Source organism: Acinetobacter sp., from assembly GCF_041919735.1.
GTDB lineage: Bacteria > Pseudomonadota > Gammaproteobacteria > Pseudomonadales > Moraxellaceae > Acinetobacter.
In genome coordinates this window covers 68,241-85,707 of record NZ_JAYRTF010000002.1, presented here as the reverse complement: position 1 = coordinate 85,707, position 17,467 = coordinate 68,241, and the positions used below count along the sequence as shown (strand labels likewise).

Genomic DNA, 17,467 nt, shown 5'->3' with positions numbered 1-17,467 from the left:
ACATCCAAACTTAGAAACTTAAAGGCGTAGCATAGCATTTTCATCGTCCGCACAGAATCAGATTTTACTCGTCATCATCATCCAGATCGTCATCGTCGAAATCGTAATCAAATTCTTTTAATTCTCGTTCCAAGCGGCGCTGCGCCAGTAAATCATCAATCAAGCGGCGTTTTTCCAATGATTCCTTTGCACTGATTTTGCTGCCGGCTTCATCGAAATTAACGTCATCATCACTGTAGCTATCATCTAGTTCAAAATCTGTAGAAGACACTAAAACTACCTCATAGTGAAAAAATGTGAAGGGTCCTAGCCGCTATTTATATGGGTTCAGAAACCTTGTCAAGTTTTATTTGCATTTATGGCATTTAATTCGAATTTTGGTCTTTATTTTTAACCATTTTCTTGGCATGATATAATCCACCCTGCGTTTTTCAATTTGATGACGGGTTTAATGCGTTATTGCATGCCATCACCGCTTAAATTTACTCATGAGTATTTGATTAAATCTAAGCTTCAAAATCCAAATGCCAAATTTGGATTTTGAATTTGAGCGCGCTAGGGATGAACTTGAAAACAACAAATTCACCCCCATCTAAATTACTGAATTTATATTTTATATATTTTGTCAGACAGCTGTACGCTGGTTTTGCTGACGAAATACACAAGCTATTCACAGATAAATTTGATTAAGCGAATTGTGCTGCAAGGCACGGTTTTTTACTGCCACTGATTCAACGAAGAGTAAGCAAAAGATGAGCGATATGACTTCCCCTACTTCACAAGTAGCGGCTCTGATTAGCCGAGGCAAAGAGCAAGGTTACCTAACTTTCGCCGAGGTTAACGATCATCTCCCAGACTCGATCACGGAAAGCGAGCAGATTGAAGACATCATTCAAATGCTGAATGACGTTGGTATTCCTGTACATGACCGCGCACCCGAATCTGACGACACCATGTTTGAAGGCGGCAATGAAGCTGCTGACGAAGTTGCAGAAGAAGAAGCGGCTGCGGTACTGGCTTCGGTGGAAAATGAACCGGGCCGTACAACTGACCCTGTACGCATGTACATGCGTGAAATGGGGACAGTTGAGCTATTGACTCGCGAAGGCGAAATCAGCATTGCAAAACGCATTGAAGAAGGTATCCGTGACGTTCTTCATTCGATTGCTTACTGGCCGAATGCCGTTGAAGTGGTATTGCAGGAATATAAAGAGTACGAAGCGGGCGAACGCCGCCTTGCCGACATCCTTTCAGGCTATTTAGACCCTGAATCAGATGAGGAAATTCCAGAAGTACTGGAAGAAGAATCTGAAGAAATTGATGAAGAAGAATCTTCAAACAGCAAATCAACCAAAGATGTAAAATTGGATGATGATGAAGAGGAAGAAGAATCTGAAAGCGATGATGATTCTGAAGGCGATTCTGGTCCAGATCCTGAAATTGCGAAAGCGCGTTTCACTGAACTGGAAAATGCGTGGAAAAACACCAAAGTTGCAATTGAAAAGCATGGCCGCAACAGCACAGAAGGCGCAGAAGCTTTAGAAGCGCTGGCATCTGTGTTCATGATGTTCAAATTCACTCCACGCCTGTTCGATATTATTTCTGAACTGATCCGCGGCACACACGACCAGATCCGTACATCTGAACGTGAAGTGATGCGTTACGCAATCCGCCGCGGCCGTATGGACCGCACGCAATTCCGCACTTCTTTCCCAGGCCAGGAATCAAACTTCGCTTGGCTGGATGAGCAAATTGCGAAAGCGCCTGCTGATCAAAAAGCCTATCTGGAAAAAGTGCGCCCAGACATTCTGGCGTTCCAGCAAAAAATTGCGGACATCGAGAAAGAACTGCGCCTGAATGTGAAAGAAATTAAAGACATTTCTAAACGCATGGCTGTAGGTGAAGCAAAAGCCCGCCGCGCGAAAAAAGAAATGGTTGAAGCCAACTTGCGTTTGGTGATTTCGATTGCGAAAAAATACACCAACCGCGGTTTGCAGTTCCTCGACTTGATTCAGGAAGGCAACATCGGCTTGATGAAAGCCGTAGACAAGTTTGAATACCGCCGCGGCTATAAGTTCTCGACTTATGCGACCTGGTGGATCCGTCAGGCCATTACCCGTTCGATTGCCGACCAAGCGCGCACCATCCGTATTCCGGTGCACATGATTGAAACCATCAACAAGATCAACCGTGTATCCCGTCAATTGCTTCAAGAAATGGGCCGCGAACCGACCCCTGAGGAATTGGGTGAACGTTTGGAAATGGACGAAGTAAAAGTCCGTAAAGTGCTGAAAATCGCCAAAGAGCCGATTTCGATGGAAACACCGATCGGTGATGATGAAGATTCGCACTTGGGTGACTTCATTGAAGACAGCAACATCACCTCTCCTGTCGATGCGGCTACTTCAGAAGGCTTGAAAGAAGCGACCCGCGAAGTGCTGGAAAACTTGACTGAACGTGAAGCGAAAGTCTTGAAAATGCGTTTCGGTATCGACATGCCGACCGACCACACTTTGGAAGAAGTCGGCAAGCAGTTTGATGTAACGCGTGAACGTATCCGTCAGATTGAAGCGAAAGCATTGCGCAAATTGCGCCACCCTTCCCGTTCTGAACACTTGCGTTCATTCCTGGAAAACGACTAATGCTTCACGCCTGATGGAGGCTTGAAAAATAATTGAAAGCCTCCATTAAGTATTGAAGAGAATCTCAAAGCCTGCACTTTTGCAGGCTTTGTCCATAAAATTTGAGGTGAACTATGATAGACCGCACTCCATCTCGCGAACTCCGTGAAGATCTTTGGGTATTTCCAATGGACTACCCAATCAAACTCATTGGTAATGCAGGTACAGAATTGCACGGTGCTGTCGTAGAAATTTTAGTGAAGCATTTTCCTGAATTTGACCAAGCCACTTTAAAAGTGCAGCCGTCCCGTACAGGCAAATATCACTCTATTACTGCGCAGCTTCGTTTTGAAGAGCTTGAACAGGTTCATGCGCTTTATGCAGACCTTGCAGCTTGCGAACATATCCGCACAGCGCTGTAATCACCAATATAAAAAAGCACGCAAAATTGCGTGCTTTTTTATGCGCAATGATTTTTCATCATCAGCTTTATTCAGTATTTTTCACCGCAGTTGCGAAGAATGCTTTTTCGAATCCTGCTTGATCCGCATCTGCGCATTGTTAACATTGCCAACCTGAATCAACAGCGAACTGCAGTAAAAATCACACCGCAGAATCTGTCCTATTCAGAATGCAATTCATTATAATAATCCCATAGCTTTGACCAAAAAGGACGCTCTGCGCGTGACTGAAACTGTTCAAAAACCGAATTTGATTATCCGTCAGTACAATCAGCTGACACCTTATGAAGACCGCTTTCTGGAAATGAAAACATTGACTGAACAGCGCGATGAAAACACCCCCGATGAGCTGTGGATTCTGCAGCACCATGATGTGCTGACCCAAGGCCAAGCCGGCAAGCCGGAACATATTTTAATGGCCAGTAATATTCCTGTGGTACAGACTGACCGCGGCGGTCAGGTCACTTGGCATGGCCCCGGCCAGCTGGTGGCTTACTTTATGTTTGATTTAAACCGTTTAGGCTGGAATGTGCGTACGCTGGTTTCTTATACCGAAAACTTGATGATTGAACTGGTCAAGAAATACGGCATTGAAGCGTATGCCAAACCGGATGCGCCGGGCGTCTATGTCAATGAACGTAAAATCGGCTCGCTGGGCTTCAAGATCCGCAAAGGACGCTCTTATCATGGCCTCGCCCTGAATATTGACTGCGACCTGTTCGGTTTTCATACCATCAACCCATGCGGCTATGCCGGTTTGGAAATGGTGCGGATTCAGGATCTAGTCGAAAATTACCCTAAATTTGAAAACTTATGCGCTGATATCATTGAAACATTAAAAAACAGCGGGTACTTTAAAGACGTTCAAGTCGAACAGCGATAAAGCTTTTGCTTTCAGCATAAAAATTAATTAGAGTATTTACTCTAAATAAATAACAGTCAAAAAAGGGATAAACGCGTGATTGCAGCAAAATCCGTTAAGCCCGCACTGCAGCTAGCCTATGTCAAACTCATGATGGACGTGATTGGCAGAGGCTTAGTGATGGCGAGCCAAGTTGATGAAGAAGTCAAACAGGAAGTGGCTAAATTTCCAGAGCAGTTCACGCTCTCCATGAAAGTTTTCCCGCATGGGCCTTCTTTCATTGCGCGCGTGACAGCGGATAAGCAGCTGGAATTGGTGCCGAATTTAGCCACCAAGCCGGATCTGACCATTACCTTTAAACATCTCAGCCATGCTTTTTTAGTGTTCTCATTTCAAGAAAGCACAGCGCAGGCTTTTGCCAATGACCGCATGATTGCCGATGGTGATATTTCTTATGCCATCCGCCTTGTGCGCTGCTTAAATAAAATGGAAGCGCTGATTTTGCCCAAATTGGTTGCAGAACTGGCTGTCAAAGAATACCCAAGCGATTTAAGCCTAAAAGAAAAACTCACTGGAGCTGCCAGCATTTATCTCAAAGTGGCTCAATCTTATTTCAAACGGAGCGCATAACCCATGGCTAAGCCTTATTACGAATTTTTTTGCCCAGTTAAAGTCATTGCAGGCCATGCTGCTTTAGAACATATTCCGTTTGAACTGGCTGCGCTAGGTTCTTCGCGCCCAATGCTCATTACCGATAAAGGCGTGCGCAGCAATAACCTCTTGGCGCCGATTGAAGCCGCTTTTGAAACCACCGATGCAGTGATTGGCTGTATTTTTGATGATGTCCCGCCGGATTCTAGCCTTGAAACAGTGCGCAAAGCGGCGCAGCTGTACCGTGACAATAACTGTGATGCCATTATTGCAGTCGGCGGCGGTTCCGTCATTGACACTTCAAAAGCCACGAATATTTTGGTGTCTGAAGGCGGCGATGACCTGCTGAAATATTCAGGCGCGCATAACTTGCCGCGTCCGCTGAAACCGTTTTTTGTAATTCCAACCACATCCGGCACCGGTTCTGAAGTGACCATGGTTGCCGTGGTTTCAGACAATCAGAAAAACGTCAAAATGCCGTTTGCATCATATTATTTGATGCCGCATGCCGCGATTTTAGACCCGCGTATGACGCAAACCTTGCCGCCGCACTTAACCGCGATGACCGCAATGGATGCCATGACGCATGCGGTTGAGGCCTATACCTGCTTAGCCGCAAACCCGATTTCTGACGCCTATGCAACAGGCGCGATTAAAAAAATCAGCGCAAATTTATTCAATGTGCTGGACAATCCAACGGATGCCACTGGCCGCTTAGAACTGGCGCAGGCATCAACCATGGCAGGCATCGCATTTTCCAACTCGATGGTGGGCTTGGTGCATTCTCTTGGCCACTCTTTGGGTGCAGTTGCGCATCTGCCGCATGGCCTGTGCATGAACCTGTTCCTGCCGTACGTGCTGGAATTCAACAAGGAAACCAATGCCGATAAACTGGCGGATTTGCTGCTGCCATTGGCCGGCCCGGATATCTATGCGCAAACCCCGGCTCATTTGCGTGCAGATAAAACCATTTCTACGCTGCAGACCATGCGCGACCGTATCTATGCGCTGACCAAGCTGCCGCGCACTCTACGTGAAACAGGCAAAGTGTCTGAAGCTCAATTCGATGAAATTACAGAAAAGGCCCTGAATGACGGTTCGATTATTTACAACCCGAAAGAAGCGACTTTGCAAGATCTGAAAACTATCTTAGAAAAAGCTTGGTAATTACTGAAAAATAAGCCAATATAGCGAAAATTAAAGCCTGATGTTTTTTTAAACATCGGGCTTTTATCTTGCTGAGCGGAAACTTTGCGTAGTTGAACAAAATTGGCACAATTTCTGCTAAAAAACTTGCAAAGTTGCTGACAAATCGCGTCTTTCTGGAGTAAATTGGCGCGCTTTTAAATGAAATGCTTTTTATAACATGTAGGGGGGACCGTTCGTCTCAAACGGTCCTTATTGTATATGAATGATCCTTGATCAACGATTAAGAGGAAACGCCGTTGACAAATATCTCTGGGACTCAATCGGCAGCTAAACTGCAAAAAACGCTAGGGCTCTGGCACATCATTATCATTGGCTTGGCGTATATTCAGCCAATGACCTTGTTTGATACGTTCGGCTTGGTATCAGAAGAAAGCCACTATCACGTGCCTACCTCTTACATCATTGCTTTAATTGCAATTTTGTTTACATCCATCAGTTACGGCCATATGATCCGCCGTTACCCGTCTTCCGGTTCCGCATATACCTATGCGCAAAAATCGATTCACCCCAATGTCGGTTTTATGGTGGGCTGGTCTTCTTGGCTGGATTATTTGCTATCGCCGATGGTGAATATCATTTTGGCCGTCATTTATTTGGAAGCGCTGTTCCCAGACATCAATCACTGGGTATGGGTGATTGGACTGACCGTATTCATGACTGCAGTGAACTTGCGCGGCGCAAAATTTGTCGCCGACTTTAACAGCATTATTGTGTTCATCCAATTAGCTGTTGTCGCGTACTTTACTTGGATGGTCTACAGCCTGCTGGCAGACGGCATCAATGCCGATGGAACCTTGGTCAATGCAAAATATCAGCTGTGGAGCTTGGAACCGTTTTGGAATGAATTGACGCAAGTGGGCCCCTTAATTACTGGCGCAACCCTGCTCTGCTTCTCATTCACCGGTTTTGACTCTCTCAGCTCGCTGGCTGAAGAAACCAAAGATACTGAAAAAACACTGCCTAAAGCCATCTTTTTGACGGCCCTCATTGCAGGCGTCATCTTCATTATCAGCACGTATTTCATGCAGATTTACTTTCCAAATGACCCGAAAACCTATTTTGAAGATGTCGCGGCAACTCAGCCGGATATTCTGCAAGCCGTGGGCGGGCTGGCATTTAAAACAGTGGTGCTGTACTTCGCAATTGTGACCGTTATGGCATCGGGTATTTCTGCGCATGCGGGCGTTTCACGCTTAATGTACGTCATGGGCCGTGACGGCGTGATCAATAAAAAAATCTTCGGCCATATCAGCTCAAAAAATTTCACGCCGTCTTACAACATTTTGATTGTAGGCGCTGTGGCATTGACTGCTGGCTTTATGGATTTGGATATTGTCATTTCCATGATCAGCTTTGGCGCATTGACCGCATTTACATTCGTCAATCTGTCTGTCATTTCACGCTATGCGCTGCGCGATGGCCGTACAAAAAATCTTAAAGATATCGTCAGTTTTGTGATTATTCCATTGCTCGGCTTTATCAGTATTTTTGCCATGTGGCTGGAAATTGAAGAATCCGCGCTGAAATTCGGCTTATGGTGGGCTATGTTCGGGGTTTTATACTTAGGCTACAAAACCAAAGGCTTCAAGCATCCTGCACCGCAGCATAACGAATTTGATGATACGCATCATTGATACGTTCTGCTCATTCAATAAAAAGGCGCTTCAGGCGCCTTTTTATTTTGACGCTAAATTTCCAATAGATTTAAATCTCAAGCTTTAAGCATTGTTTGAATTAGCCTGATTCAGCATTTTGAACACTCGAGAAAATCAGGCTGAATCTTCCGATGCACAACAAATGCCTGCGCCTATTGCAGAAGCCTAAGTAAACGTACAAAAGGCTAAAGCGTTCTATCTTTTAAAATACAGCGGATCAATTTATGTTACGAAATCAGTCCCAGTGATTCAAAAAGATAAGACCTAAAATCAAAGGCGCGTTTATTTCAAACGGCAATTAAAGCCCATTTGCGTATCGACCAGATTGTTTTTATAACCGAGCGACTGTATGAAGGCATTGCGGTCTTGCAATAATTTTTGATCCGCTTCCGGCAAACGCTCTTTATTTTGCAGCGCCAATTTTATGGTTTCATTGACCGTGTCCTGATATAAGCCGCAAACTTCCTGACGCTTCGGTTTTTTCAGAATCCGGCCAAACCAGCTGCGTTCAAAATCTTCAGGCTTTAAAGTTGAGCCCCACGCTTCAATGCGCTGATTTTGCCGTTCACGCATGGAAGCAATACCCTGCATCATTTCATCCTTGGTAAAAGGCTGCACTTCAGTATTGGCTGCGGGCGGCGCCTCAACCTGACTTGGCGGCACAGCAACAGCATCTTCTGCATGCAGGGCTGGGCATAATGCAAAGACAGCAATACAGGCCAAGATTTTATGTGATGTTTTTAATGGTTTTGACGATTCCAAAAAATTAACCCTTTTCCCATGAAATACTTATTGTTATACACAATTCATCAATCAATACAAAGCTTGAATAAAAAATATTACATATTTGGTCTCTGGGATATTTTTATTAAAAAATACAATATACACAACCTACAATAAAAACCTATCCGATTGATTTTATTTAAATTTAAACAACTCATTATATTTAATCATGGTTTATTTAAAATAATACCCATTATGTATAAACTCAGCTCCATATTATATTTAAATCTGCTCATGCTGTTCCAATGGAATGATTTGAATCCATCAGCGCGATATTCTGAAATAGATGCATAAAAAAGCCATCTTCATCGAGATGGCTTTTAATACTGGAGCTTAAACCAGCGCTTTAAAATCCTGCTGGCGCCATACTTCATATAAAATCACCGCAGTCGCATTGGATAAATTCAAGCTTCGTGAATTCGGTGCCATCGGCAAGCGGATCCAGTGTTCTTTAGGGAACATCATGCGTACATCTTCTGGCAGGCCGCGGGTTTCAGGCCCCATCAACAGCGCCACTGGACGGTTTAAATTTGACGTATGCGGCGTTTCAGAACCCTTGGTGGTCAATGGATAAATCGCATCCATATCGATGCCTTTCTCTTTTAAATGAGCAAGACAGTCTTGAAAGTTTTCCCATACGTTCATGTGCGCCCATTCATGATAATCCAAACCGGCGCGGCGCAATTTTTTGTCATCCAGCTCAAAGCCCAGCGGCTTGACCAAATGCAGCTGCGCTCCTGTATTGGCGCACAAACGAATGATATTCCCTGTATTCGCTGGAATTTCTGGCTCGTATAAAACTACATGGATCACTGGATTACTCTTCTCTTTAATAAATAAAACAAGGTGGGCTTCACCTTGCGCTTCAGGCAGCATAACGCTGCTATCCTCTTTGCTCAGGCACAGCTTTCTTTCGCCTTGCGCTTCGGGCAGCATAACACTGCTATCCTCTTTGCTCAGGCACAGCCTTCGCCTTGCGCTCGGGCAACGCTTCGCGTTGCTTTATCCTCGCTCATGCCATTGAAGCTGATCACGCAGGCTGACCACATCACCGATAATTGTGAGTGTCGGCGCTTGGATATGATGTTCCGCCACCTTAGAAGCGATATCCGCCAAGGTGCCAACCAGCACTTTCTGCTCCGGTGTTGTACCTTTCGAGATCAAAGCCACCGGCATATCTGGACGCTGGCCATGCGCGATCAGTTTTTCACAAATGCTTTCCAGACCGACCAAGCCCATATACAGGACTAGGGTCTGATTTTGATAAACCAGTTCATTCCAAGGCAGTTCCGGGGAACCCTCTTTGAGATGCCCCGTTAAAAAACGCACACTTTGCGCATAATCACGATGAGTCAATGGAATACCAGCATACGCCGAACAGCCCGAAGCTGCAGTGATGCCTGGGACAACTTGAAATGCGATGCCTGCAGCAAACAGCTCTTGAATTTCTTCACCGCCGCGGCCAAAAATAAAAGGGTCACCGCCTTTTAAACGGCAAACGCGTTTGCCCTGCTGCGCATACTTCACCAGCAGCGCATTGATGCCTTCCTGCGGCACAGCATGATTGGAACGCGCCTTGCCCACATACACTTTTTCCGCATCACGGCGGCATAAGTCCATAATAGGCTGAGACACCAAGCGGTCATAAATCACCACATCCGCCTGCTGCATTAAACGCAAAGCTTTTAAGGTTAAGAGCTCTGGATCGCCCGGCCCTGCACCGACCAAATACACCTCGCCTTTCGGCTGTATCCATTCCGTCAATGCCTGCTCAATCAAGCGGTCTGCTTCTGCAAGGTTGTCATTGAACACCTGCTCTTTCAGCGGGCTGGCATACAGATTTTCCCAAAAGATACGGCGTTCATCCGGATTTGCAATTTTCGCTTTTACCGCTGCACGCCATTTGCCAGAAAATTCCGCCAGCCTGCCCATGCCATGCGGAATGCCGGCTTCAAGCTGCGTGCGGATCTGGCGCGCCAAGACTGGCGAAGCGCCATTGGTCGCAATAGACACCACAAGCGGCGAACGGTCGATTATCGCAGGCACCATAAAACGGCAATGCGGCGGATCATCCACGCTATTGACCAGTATATTTTCAGCTTCACAGGCTTCAAATACCGACTGGTTCACGGCTTTGTCATTGGTTGCCGCAATCACCAAACGGTAATGACGTAAAGGCATCGCTGCATGGAATAGCGCCTGCTGATATTGCCCTTGGCTTTGCTTAACCAGCGCCAGCAAACTGGGCTCAATTTCTGGAGCAATGACATGCAGCACTGCGCCCGCTTTGGCCAAAAGCACCGCCTTGCGGTAAGCAATGCGGCCGCCGCCGACAATCAGACAAGGCTGCTGCTGCAGCTTTAACGAGATGGGAAAAATATCCACACATAACCTCAATTGATGAATTCTGATTGTCTCAAGCAAATATCGTGCACAAATCTGCGCACGCGATCTGCTTTATTCTGTCAGCGTTCTTAGTCGATGTACGCTGCGCCGCCCATATATGGACGCAAAACTTCCGGCACTTCAATCGAACCGTCAGCGCGCTGGTAATTTTCCATAACCGCAAGCAAAGTACGGCCTACAGCCAAACCAGAACCATTCAACGTATGCACCAATTCAGTTTTCTTTTGATCCACGCGGTAACGCGCTTTCATGCGGCGCGCTTGGAAATCGCCCATGCATGAACATGAAGAAATTTCACGGTAAGTATTTTGGCTTGGCACCCACACTTCCAAATCATAAGTTTTGATCGCGCCAAAGCCCATATCGCCGCCGCACAATACAATTTTGCGGTACGGCAAGCCTAAAGCTTGCAAAATACCTTCGGCATGGCCAGTCAATTCTTCCAAAGCATTCATTGAATCTTCAGGCTTAACGATCTGCACCATCTCAACCTTGTCAAACTGATGCTGGCGGATCAAGCCGCGGGTATCACGGCCATAAGAGCCCGCTTCACTGCGGAAACATGGCGTATGCGCTGCATATTTCAACGGCAGGCGGTCAGCATCAATAATTTCGTCACGGACAAAGTTGGTCACTGGCACTTCAGCAGTCGGGATTAAATAAAATTCTTTTTCGCCTTGCAGCTTGAATAAATCTTCTTCAAATTTAGGCAGCTGGCCTGTGCCGCGCAAAGAATCCGCATTGACCAAATACGGCACATAAGCTTCAGTATAGCCATTCACATCAGTATGCGTATTCAGCATGAATTGCGTAATTGCACGCTGCAAACGCGCTAATGGGCCTTTTAATACACTAAAGCGTGTACCCGTCAGCTTAGTCGCAGTTTCAAACTCCAAACCGCCCATCATTTCGCCTAAGTCGGTATGGTCTTTGATTTCGAAATTAAATTCGCGCGGAGTGCCCCACTTTAAGACTTCAACGTTGTCACTTTCATCTTTGCCTTCAGGCACAGATTCATGCGGCATATTTGGAATAGAGAGAGATTTCGCTTCAATTTCAGCTTGCAGTTCAGCCAAAGCCACTTCAGCCGCTTTAATTTCATCGCCAATGGCCGACATGCGCGCCATAATTTCAGATGCGTCACCGCCTGATTTTTTAATTTGACCGACTTGTTTTGCGCCGGCATTGCGTTCTGCCTGCAGGCTTTCAGTTTTAGATTGAATTTCTTTACGGCGCGCTTCAAGCGCAGCCCATTCTGCAGTATCCAGCTGAATGCCGCGTTTTGCCAAGGCTAAATTTACAGCCTCAATATTATTTCTGAGTAATTTCGGGTCGATCATAGCCAATCATTTGCAAAGAAAAAAACTGGCTATAGTGTAAGCTCTTAATAGTAAAAAATACAGTAACCAAGCTTACAGCTGGGGCTTATTAGAACAATAAAATGCAACTATTCTGCAAATTACTGATTTTCGTAATTTGGCAAATTCGGCAAATATTCCGCCTTAAACAGGCCTTTAACCATATGGTACGGCAAATTCAGCTCAGTCATGCCCTCTGCATAGCTGGCCAGTTCATACAGCGGATAAACAAATACAATGCCGCTGGCGCCATAATAAAAATTATCGCTGAGCTGCAGCTTGCTGCGTTCAATATTATGTTCTTCCAGCCACATGCTGTTTGAATCATACAGTGCGCTCAATACTTTGCTGTCTGCGCCCTTGGCCAAAATATCCTGCAAAGCTAGACGCTTTTTGGCTTTTAAATCAAAATTGATATATTCCACATGCGACATGCCGTGCGCCGCGCCTGCGGTATAGGTATAGCTTTCCAGCGCAAAAGTCGCAATTTTGCCCCACTGGCTGATATAGCGGACAGTTGTTGTGCTTTGATTCAGGCCAGGATCGGCACCTTCAGATAAATTTACTTTTTCATTCGGTGTATTCGAGAATGCGATTGGATCCGCTTTCTTCATTCGGTTGGTAAAATACTGATTAATCCAGTCCACATTGGTTTCTACTGTCTGAATTGAGTAACGCGTGCATCCTTCCGCATCGCAGGCATCAGGTTTCATCAGCTTCATAACGGCAGCTTTCGACTCAATTAAAGGAATGCTTTCCGCTTTTACTTCAGCAGCTGGGGCTGATTTTTCTTTATCATTGACTGGTTCATTTCGAGGCTGGCATGCCGTCAGCATGCTCAGTGAAAAAATGGCTGCCGCTGAAGCTGCCCATGCGCCCTTGTGAAATGTACTCATGACCGGTTCCCTATTGCACAAACTGCAAAAAAACAAATAAACCTGCACACTATACTCAGACTGCGGCGCGGATCAAATTACGAAATGTATCTGCGGGCTCAAGCAAAATGAATACTGAGCCGCCAATAAAAAGAGCAGGCTGATGCCTGCTCTTTTCTAAACTGCAAATGGTTCAGCTAATCCATCTGCATGCGCAGCACGGACTGACGGCTGAGCCTTTAAAGCTTACTGATCAATAATGTCTGTACCCTTAGGCGGTGTAAAGTTAAAGGTAGAGGCTGGAATTGAGGCATTGACTTTCATATTGCTGAAACGCACATAAGTCGTTTGACCCAATGAATCCGCTAAAATCATCAAGGTTGGCGCTTTATTTGCGCCAAAACTGATGGTTAAGCTTTGAAAAGCGCCATCTTTATTTTTAGGGTACAGCGTGTAATAGGTTTTGGTCTTATTCGGCTGTGTGACGCGATAGGTCTGCATAATCTGGCTGGTATTGCCTGAAAGCAGCAGCGCCGGCGTATTGGCCACCTGCTCATCCAAGCTTTGACGCACTGCCTGCTGCAAGTCAGGATCATAAATCCACACTGTTTTGCCTGAAGTTACAATGGTTTGCTTAGATGGACTGGACGTTTCCCAGAAGAATTTCCCGGGACGCTCAACTTTCATTACGCCTTTAAAGGTTTGATTCATATGCTGCGCAGATAAACCTTTCTTTTGGACCGCTTTGCCGCTGCTGACTTTCGTCGTTTGTTCAAAATTTGCAGAAAAACTTTTTACACCGCTGAGCTGTTTAACCAAGCTGGCTGTCGCTTGCTGCTCCGATGCTGCAGTAGCAGCAAAAACTGTTGTACTCATCACAGGTGCTAATGTCGCCGCACCCAATGCCATAGCACACATGGTTTTACGAAGCATATTCATAGATTCACCTTTTATATTTGCAGTATTGCATTTTGTTAGATGACCCATCTTAAACCAATTTTTAAGACTAATATGAGTGAAAACAAGAAGTTTTGTATGGTTATTAATGCAAATCGCTTATTTTTATTCATCATGATGGAGAAAATTAAACGATCATAAAAAAGCTCCCAACGGATTGAGAGCTTTTTTAAATTCCCTTCATGTAATGATTTCAGCGTTTACTTCCATTGCCATCCAATCGATGCGCCAGCGCCAAAATCGCCTTCGGTGTTGGTTGTAGCAGCCAGTTTATACACATATTTATTATTTTCAGTGACGCCACTGAAACCGACGGCATACCCTTGCTCACCCTCCCAGGTTCCCATACCGACACTCAGCATGCTGTAACCGGCATCTGTAGGCTGTGGTAAAGAAGCGATAGCAATACTGGATGCGACTGCCGCATGCACGCCATCTTTGAAACCGTCAAATCTGCGGTTTAACTCATCTACACGGCTGTCTGTATACAATTTGGATTCAGCGACAGCGTCTTCCACTGCACGTCCGCCTGGACCAGCAGCGCCTTGCAGACTAAGCAGCCAGGCTGCTTCATTACCATCAAATCCATTGTTTACCGCCACTTCATAGGCACTAAGCCCTTGTGGACCTATAGGGCCTTGCGGACCTTCTGGGCCTATTGGACCGCTATGTCCACCGCCGTTTCCGCTATGTCCATCGCCACCGCTTCCACCATGTCCACCGCCATTGCCGCCATGTCCACCGCCGTTTCCGCCATGTCCATCGCCACCGCTTCCACCATGTCCACCGCCATTGCCGCCATGTCCACCGCCATTGCCGCCATGTCCATTGCCGTTGTTGCCCTGTCCACCGCCATTGCCGCCATGTCCATTGCCGTTGTTGCCCTGTCCATTGCCGTTGTTTCCGCCATGTCCATTGCCATTGTTGCCCTGTCCATTGCCATTGTTTCCGCTATGTCCATTGCCGTTGTTGCCCTGTCCATTGCCGTTATTGCCGCCATGTCCATTGCCGTTGTTGCCCTGTCCATTGCCGTCGTTTCCGCCATGTCCATTGCCGTTGTTGCCCTGTCCGTTGCCGTTGTTGCCCTGTCCGTTGCCGTTGTCATTATGACCTGAAGAACATCCAGTCCAGCAGTAGTTATCAGCAGTGGTAGAATTTCCTGCCCATGCCATGCCACCAAGCGCAAGCAGCACGCTTGCGGCTAAAATTTTCGGCATTTTATTTACAACATTGAGGTTTAATGCTGTTGCAAGCCCTGTTTTATGTGAAAGTTGAGCAGCTGTTCTAGGGAGTACGATGTTCAGTCTATTTTCTGTAAGTTCATTGCCGCTTTTGGAGCAGGCATTTATCGATACTTTTCTTAATATTGTATTCATGTCCTTATCCTTTTCTTGTACTTCTCCTTTTCAATTACATACCTTAAACAATGTGATTTAAATCACATTAAATTACATATTTGAGACTTAATTATTAACAAAAATTTCAAACTATTTGTTATTTTTCTGGTGATTATTGGATTATGTAATTTTATGCAAGCAGTTATTAACAATTCAATTAGCAAAAAAAAACCCGCAAAATTTGCGGGTTTTCTTTCTATTAAAGCTTAAACTTCAACAGATACGTAGCGACGACCGAATTGGCCTTTCACTTCGAATTTGATTACGCCGTCAGCAGTAGCGAACAGAGTATGGTCACGGCCCATACCAACGTTTGCACCAGCGTGGAATTCAGTACCACGTTGACGAACGATAATGTTACCAGCAGTCACTGATTGACCGCCGTACATTTTAACACCTAACATTTTAGGATTCGAGTCACGACCGTTTTTAGTCGAACCACCGGCTTTTTTAGTTGCCATGTCTATTTACTCCTCGTAATTAGCCTGAAATAGCTGTAATTTTCAACTCAGTGAACCATTGACGGTGACCTTGTTGTTTACGATAGTGTTTACGACGGCGCATTTTGATGATGCGGATTTTGTCGTGACGACCATGGCTAACTACTTCAGCAGTTACAGTAGCGCCAGCAACAACTGGAGCACCGATTTGAATGCTTTCACCGTTTACAAGCATCAACACGTCATCAAAAGTGATTGTTGAGCCAGTTTCAGCTTTCAATAATTCTACTTTAAGGGTTTCACCCTCAACTACACGGTGCTGTTTACCACCGCTTTGGATTACTGCGTACATAATGTACTCCAAACATGCCCGTGTCGCCGTGCCGGTAAAGGAAGATACCGATCTTAATACGATCGCCACTGGGGTTATACAAGGGCAAGGAGTTTAAGCGAAATGCCAAAAAACAACAAGCCATTTGCACAAAAAATTATCGAGAAATAACGATTGTTTTATAAACATTTCATGTTCAGAGCCTGCGCATTCGCGCCAAAGCAAAAACTGATGCAAAAATAGCTTTCAAAAATTCAAATAGATTTTTAAAATCAATTCGCTAGTATAGACTGAATAAAAAGACGTAATGCCAGCCAGATTTTTTATGACTTTACGCCTGCACCAGCTGATCTGAACTTAGACTAAATTTGAAATTTTCACTTAATTTTAAATCAATCGCTTAGCTTCTTATCTGTAATTATTAAATGAAATTGCTAAACTACGGCAGCAATTTAAAAATTATTGAGGTTTTTCTTCATATGGCCATCGACTTCAAGCAAGACATTCTCGCTCCTGTTGCTGCGGACTTTGCCGCGATGGACACATTTATCAACGAAGGGATCACCTCAAAAGTCGCACTGGTCATGGCAGTCAGCAAGCATGTGGTTGAAGCGGGCGGCAAGCGCATGCGCCCAATCATGTGCCTTTTGGCCGCCAAAGCCTGCGGCGCGCAGGATTTGGAAAAGCACCGCAAGCTGGCAGCCATTATTGAAATGCTGCATACCGCCACTTTAGTGCATGACGATGTGGTGGATGAATCCGGCTTGCGCCGCGGCCGCCCAACAGCAAATGCGACATGGAACAACCAGACCGCGGTTTTGGTCGGCGACTTTTTGATTTCACGCGCGTTTGATTTGCTGGTCGATTTAAACGACATGGTGCTGCTGAAAGATTTCTCTACCGGTACATGTGAAATTGCAGAAGGTGAAGTGCTGCAGCTGCAGGCGCAGCATCAGCCGGAAACTACCGAACAGACTTATTTAAATATCATTCACGGCAAAACCTCACGCCTGTTTGAGCTTGCAACTGAAGGCGCGGCCATTTTGGCCGGCACGCCGGAATACCGTGAACCGCTGCGTAAATTTGCCGGGCACTTCGGCAATGCTTTTCAAATTATTGACGATATTTTGGACTACACTTCCGATGCTGAAACATTAGGTAAAAATATCGGCGATGATTTAATGGAAGGCAAACCGACTTTGCCGTTAATCTCAGCATTGAAGAATACATCGGGCGAAGAACACGACATTATCCGCCGCAGCATTGCCACTGGCGGCACAGCCGATTTAGCGCGGGTGATTTCCATTGTGCAGACTTCCGGCGCTTTAGAATACTGCAGCCAGCGCGCAACGGAAGAAACTGAAGCCGCGCTTCAAGCTTTGGCCGCATTGCCGGATACAGAGTACCGTCAGGCGCTGACGAATTTGGCAAATCTCGCCCTGCATCGAATCCAATAAAACG

At 45.7% G+C, this 17,467-nt stretch carries 17 protein-coding genes; 7 read left to right on the top strand and 10 right to left on the bottom strand.

Going from position 1 to position 17,467, the window contains the following annotated elements:
• Positions 1 to 64: 64 nt before the first annotated feature.
• Positions 65 to 271, bottom strand: a complete 207-nt coding sequence (locus ACE3T3_RS01490) for a PA3496 family putative envelope integrity protein (RefSeq protein ID WP_086211386.1) — start codon at positions 269 to 271, stop codon at positions 65 to 67.
• Between the two features lie 424 nt (positions 272 to 695).
• On the opposite strand from ACE3T3_RS01490, the gene rpoD reads away from it, so the two are divergent.
• From rpoD to ACE3T3_RS01460, 6 genes are all read left to right on the top strand, one after another.
• Positions 696 to 2,642, top strand: a complete 1,947-nt coding sequence (rpoD, locus tag ACE3T3_RS01485) for an RNA polymerase sigma factor RpoD (RefSeq protein WP_374663376.1) — start codon at positions 696 to 698, stop codon at positions 2,640 to 2,642.
• 113 nt (positions 2,643 to 2,755) lie between these two features.
• Complete coding sequence (locus tag ACE3T3_RS01480; protein WP_374663374.1) at positions 2,756 to 3,043, top strand: YbeD family protein; 288 nt, start codon at positions 2,756 to 2,758, stop codon at positions 3,041 to 3,043.
• 262 nt (positions 3,044 to 3,305) lie between these two features.
• Positions 3,306 to 3,965 (top strand): lipoyl(octanoyl) transferase LipB, encoded by a 660-nt coding sequence (gene lipB / locus ACE3T3_RS01475; protein WP_374663372.1) that lies wholly within the window; start codon positions 3,306 to 3,308, stop codon positions 3,963 to 3,965.
• 75 nt (positions 3,966 to 4,040) lie between these two features.
• Positions 4,041 to 4,574, top strand: coding sequence for a hypothetical protein (locus ACE3T3_RS01470; protein ID WP_374663370.1), 534 nt, complete (start codon positions 4,041 to 4,043; stop codon positions 4,572 to 4,574).
• 3 nt (positions 4,575 to 4,577) lie between these two features.
• Entirely contained in the window at positions 4,578 to 5,762 is a 1,185-nt protein-coding gene (locus ACE3T3_RS01465) for an iron-containing alcohol dehydrogenase (protein ID WP_374663368.1), read from the top strand.
• Between the two features lie 278 nt (positions 5,763 to 6,040).
• On the top strand, positions 6,041 to 7,438 hold the full coding sequence (locus tag ACE3T3_RS01460) for an APC family permease (RefSeq protein ID WP_374663366.1): 1,398 nt from the start codon (positions 6,041 to 6,043) through the stop codon (positions 7,436 to 7,438).
• Positions 7,439 to 7,741: 303 nt separating this feature from the next.
• Here the strand turns inward: ACE3T3_RS01460 and ACE3T3_RS01455 are convergent, their stop codons facing one another.
• The 9 genes from ACE3T3_RS01455 to rplU all read right to left on the bottom strand — a co-directional run bounded on the left by ACE3T3_RS01455 (position 7,742) and on the right by rplU (position 16,027).
• Complete coding sequence (locus ACE3T3_RS01455) at positions 7,742 to 8,221, bottom strand: hypothetical protein (protein WP_374663364.1); 480 nt, start codon at positions 8,219 to 8,221, stop codon at positions 7,742 to 7,744.
• Between the two features lie 354 nt (positions 8,222 to 8,575).
• Entirely contained in the window at positions 8,576 to 9,055 is a 480-nt protein-coding gene (locus ACE3T3_RS01450) for a tRNA (cytidine(34)-2'-O)-methyltransferase (protein WP_374663636.1), read from the bottom strand.
• A 189-nt stretch (positions 9,056 to 9,244) separates the two neighbouring features.
• Positions 9,245 to 10,627 carry a siroheme synthase CysG gene (gene cysG / locus ACE3T3_RS01445; protein WP_374663362.1) on the bottom strand — a complete coding sequence of 461 codons (1,383 nt, stop codon included), beginning with the start codon at positions 10,625 to 10,627 and terminating at the stop codon, positions 9,245 to 9,247.
• A gap of 89 nt (positions 10,628 to 10,716) precedes the next feature.
• Positions 10,717 to 11,988, bottom strand: coding sequence for a serine--tRNA ligase (gene serS / locus ACE3T3_RS01440; RefSeq protein WP_374663360.1), 1,272 nt, complete (start codon positions 11,986 to 11,988; stop codon positions 10,717 to 10,719).
• 119 nt (positions 11,989 to 12,107) lie between these two features.
• Positions 12,108 to 12,902: an RsiV family protein gene (locus ACE3T3_RS01435; RefSeq protein ID WP_374663358.1), complete on the bottom strand. Its 795-nt coding sequence runs from the start codon at positions 12,900 to 12,902 to the stop codon at positions 12,108 to 12,110.
• Between the two features lie 225 nt (positions 12,903 to 13,127).
• Entirely contained in the window at positions 13,128 to 13,820 is a 693-nt protein-coding gene (lolA, locus tag ACE3T3_RS01430) for an outer membrane lipoprotein chaperone LolA (protein WP_374663356.1), read from the bottom strand.
• A 218-nt stretch (positions 13,821 to 14,038) separates the two neighbouring features.
• Complete coding sequence (locus tag ACE3T3_RS01425) at positions 14,039 to 15,214, bottom strand: YadA C-terminal domain-containing protein (RefSeq protein ID WP_374663354.1); 1,176 nt, start codon at positions 15,212 to 15,214, stop codon at positions 14,039 to 14,041.
• Between the two features lie 227 nt (positions 15,215 to 15,441).
• Entirely contained in the window at positions 15,442 to 15,696 is a 255-nt protein-coding gene (gene rpmA, locus ACE3T3_RS01420) for a 50S ribosomal protein L27 (RefSeq protein WP_005011531.1), read from the bottom strand.
• 19 nt (positions 15,697 to 15,715) lie between these two features.
• A complete protein-coding gene (rplU, locus tag ACE3T3_RS01415) occupies positions 15,716 to 16,027 on the bottom strand; it encodes a 50S ribosomal protein L21 (RefSeq protein ID WP_068911959.1) in 312 nt (103 codons plus the stop codon).
• 458 nt (positions 16,028 to 16,485) lie between these two features.
• Between rplU and sdsA the strand changes: the two genes are divergently transcribed.
• The gene (sdsA, locus tag ACE3T3_RS01410) at positions 16,486 to 17,463 is read left to right on the top strand and encodes an All-trans-nonaprenyl-diphosphate synthase (RefSeq protein WP_374663352.1); all 978 of its coding nucleotides are present in this window, start codon (positions 16,486 to 16,488) and stop codon (positions 17,461 to 17,463) included.
• The last annotated feature ends 4 nt before the right edge of the window (positions 17,464 to 17,467 follow it).